3 protein-coding genes are annotated in these 2,392 nt (G+C 54.0%); all 3 read left to right on the top strand.

Going from position 1 to position 2,392, the window contains the following annotated elements:
- Positions 1 to 1,112 (top strand): Zn-dependent hydrolase (locus Q0231_RS16045; RefSeq protein ID WP_299349181.1); only part of this gene is annotated, 1,112 nt, incomplete at its 5' end.
- A 214-nt stretch (positions 1,113 to 1,326) separates the two neighbouring features.
- Entirely contained in the window at positions 1,327 to 1,614 is a 288-nt protein-coding gene (locus Q0231_RS16040) for a GIY-YIG nuclease family protein (protein WP_299349178.1), read from the top strand.
- A 323-nt stretch (positions 1,615 to 1,937) separates the two neighbouring features.
- Positions 1,938 to 2,392, top strand: a 455-nt coding sequence (locus Q0231_RS16035; RefSeq protein ID WP_299349175.1) for an amidohydrolase family protein, incomplete at its 3' end; no start/stop codon positions are given.

Here is a 2,392-nt window from a genome sequence, read left to right as displayed (position 1 = left end):
ACCTTTTCCGCAAATGGTGTGAAGATGCGGGCATGAGCATGGGTGTTGACCAAATGGGCAATATGTTTATGCGCCACGAGGGCACCGACCCTGACGCCCTGCCCGTTTATGTGGGCTCTCATCTAGACACTCAACCAACGGGCGGCAAATATGATGGGGTGCTGGGCGTTCTCGCCGGATTGGAAATCATCCGCACGCTGAACGACCTCAACATTAAAACCAAGCCCCCAATCGTTGTGACCAATTGGACCAACGAAGAAGGCACCCGCTTCGCCCCCGCCATGCTCGCTTCCGGTGTTTTTGCAGGCATGCACACCCAAGACTGGGCGTATGATCGTGAAGATCACGAAGGCCTTAAGTTTGGAGATGAACTGGAACGCATCGGCTGGAAAGGCGAAGAAGAGGTTGGGCAGCGCAAAATGCACGCCTTCTTTGAACTGCACATTGAGCAAGGCCCGATTCTTGAAGCCGAAGGCAAAGAAATTGGTGTGGTCACCCACGGCCAGGGCCTATCTTGGACCCAATTCACCATCACCGGCAAAGAAAGCCACACAGGCTCAACGCCCATGCCCATGCGCAAAAACGCAGGCCTTGGCATGGCGCGGATTTTGGACTTGGTCGATAAAGTCGCTTGGGACCATAAACCTGACGCCGTGGGCGCTGCTGGCCATATTGATGTCTACCCCAATTCGCGCAACGTGATCCCGGGCAAAGTGGTGTTCACTGTTGATCTGCGCTCCCCAAGCTTGGCCACCATTGAAGAAATGGAACAACAAGTTGCCACTGGCGCGATGGATATCTGCAAAGAATTGGGCCTTGGCATTGAAATCGAAAAAGTCGGTGGTTTCGACCCCGTAGAATTCGACGAGAAATGCGTCACCGCCGTGCGCAACGCCGCCGAACGCCTCGGCTATTCTCACCGCAATCTAATTTCTGGCGCTGGCCACGATGCCTGCTGGATCAACCGCATGGCCCCAACTGCAATGGTGATGTGCCCCTGCGTTGACGGCCTAAGCCACAATGAGGATGAAGACATTTCACCCGAATGGGCAGCGGCTGGCACGGATGTTTTGTTCCATGCGGTTGTGGAAACTGCGGAGATTGTTGAGTGACCGACTAGTGGGAAATGACGAGGAAATTGAAACGTGGCCCCGGATCAGCCTGCGTGGCGTGAACGCCACTTAGTTGTCCGGGGCGGTACAGGATAGAGGAAGGGACATGCGAAAGTTGCAGTGGGCACTGAAATGCGAAGCGCCGAGCGTTGTTGAAATGGGTCCAAGCATTTCCTCTCGCACCGTCCCGCACTCGATGCGGGATCGATAAGAAATGTCGCACTACGTCTACATCCTTGCGAACAAACCGAAAGGCGCGATTTATGTGGGCACAGCAAGGGAACTGAGGGAGAGAATTGAACAACACCGGATCGGAAAAGGCTCAACGCACACTGCAAAATACAACATTCGAACGTTGGTCTATTTCGAGCAGTTCGGCACTGCGGTAGAGGCGGTTCACCGCGAAAAGCTGATAAAGAAATGGCGACGCGAGTGGAAAGATGAATTGATCGAAAAGGTAAACCCGGAATGGCGCGATGTATCCGCTGACATTCCTTACTGAGGTCAAAGTGGCCCCGCATCAAGTGCGGGGCGGTACGGGAAAACGAGGTGTGAATCTAGTGGCAGATGCTCAAAAAGGCAAAGAGCGGCATTATTGTAGCCTTGCACTAAGCATCACCCCTCGCACCGTCCCGCACTTGATGCGGGACCAATATCGCAGTTGACAGGTTTATTACCCCGCACCATCCCGGCCAACCCGCGCGGCACGAGGGCAAGGGACGAGCCGAGATCGACAGGGACAAAAGAACAAGCGCAACAGCGCGCACGAGGCAAAACAAACACAGCCGCAAGGCAAACGACAAATTTCTTTGGGAGGAGGAAAAAATGGCATCAAAAGTGATCAAAGGCGGGACTATCGTCACCGCAGACCTTACTTATGAAGCAGACGTCAAAATTGAAGGCGGGGTGATCACCGAAATTGGGCCTAACCTTTCTGGCGACGAAGTGCTGGACGCAACCGGCGCATATATTATGCCAGGTGGCATTGACCCGCACACCCACCTCGAGATGCCCTTTATGGGCACCTACTCCTCTGATGATTTTGAAAGCGGCACCCGCGCAGCCGTTGCGGGCGGCACAACGATGGTTGTCGATTTTTGCTTGCCAGACCCGAACCAGTCTTTGCTGGAAGCAATTACCCGTTGGGACAATAAATCAAGCCGCGCCAATTGTGATTTTTCCTTCCACATGGCAATCACATGGTGGGGCGAGCAGGTGTTTAACGAAATGCCTGAAGTCACCAAGCGCGGCATCAATACGTTCAAGCATTTCATGCCCTA

This window comes from uncultured Maritalea sp. (genome assembly GCF_937139385.1).
GTDB lineage: Bacteria > Pseudomonadota > Alphaproteobacteria > Rhizobiales > Devosiaceae > Maritalea > Maritalea porphyrae_A.
Note: the sequence above shows the minus strand (reverse complement) of the source record. Positions and strands in the feature narration are given on the sequence as shown.

What these genes read in the sequence shown, in the direction of transcription:
- Q0231_RS16040 (WP_299349178.1), top strand. Translation starts at nt 1,327, where the DNA reads ATGTCGCACTACGTCTACATCCTTGCGAACAAACCGAAAGGCGCGATT.